At 44.0% G+C, this 863-nt stretch carries 1 protein-coding gene and 1 pseudogene; one reads left to right on the top strand and one right to left on the bottom strand.

Annotated elements, in window-relative coordinates; genetic code table 11:
- Positions 1-556: pseudogene (locus tag A3738_RS04280) on the top strand (exodeoxyribonuclease I); the annotation flags it as partial.
- On the opposite strand, the gene A3738_RS30540 reads toward A3738_RS04280, so the two are convergent.
- Positions 550-863 (bottom strand): hypothetical protein (locus A3738_RS30540; protein WP_197473585.1); only part of this gene is annotated, 314 nt, incomplete at its 5' end. The pseudogene A3738_RS04280 and the gene A3738_RS30540 overlap by 7 nt on opposite strands.

Genomic DNA, 863 nt, shown 5'->3' with positions numbered 1-863 from the left:
TTTGAATAAATGCCCAATGCTCGCGCCAGCGTCAATGATTAAGGTCATTCCCGAAGAGCGTTTAAAGGCTTGGGGGATGGATCTCGATCTTATGAGAGAGCATGTGAAGCTTCTTAAAGCAGATATGTCGGCTTTTTCGCATGTTAGGGAGGTGTTTGTTGCTGATGAAGATAGAGCTCAGCCCACCGATCCAGATTTGATGATCTATTCTGGAGGTTTTTTCTCGCCGCAAGACAAGGCGCAATTGACGAGCCTCCGAAATATGCCGCCAGAAGAACTCGAAGATGCTCAGTTTGCCTTTCAGGATTCACGTCTTGATGAGATGCTATTTAGATATAAGGCACGAAACTATCCAGAGGTATTAAATTCTGAAGAGCGAGAGAAGTGGAGTCAACATTGTATGGCTAGGCTTCTTGGCGGTGAAAACGGATATTTGAACTTTGATGCATTTGCGAAAGATTTACAGGCGGCTGCTCAAGGAGTTGAGCATGGCTCTGACAAAGCATTTTTATTGGAAGAGATCCAATTGTATGCAGAGTCAATCTATCCTTATTGAATATTCCCCGTCTTTTTATACGACATAGTGACGGCATACGTATAAAGGATTTCGTAGTCGGATTCTGGTGGTCTAGGGTATGGACTTGCGTTATACGCTGCCGTCGTCGCAATGCGCTCAATAGGTATATTCGCGCTTTTGTTTTTGATCGAGGCCGACTTGATCGCTCCATTTTCAAATAGCTTTATTTCAATTGTGAAGTCGATCCGTGGAATGTCGACGTTCTGCATGAATTGATGTAGCTGAGTGTAAAGTTCTCGGTCCAGTAAATGCTGCAGCAATGCCTGTTCATATTCGGTCATAACAG

The sequence above is a fragment of the Oleiphilus sp. HI0066 genome (genome assembly GCF_001635725.1).
This window is presented reverse-complemented; position numbering and strand designations above follow the sequence as displayed.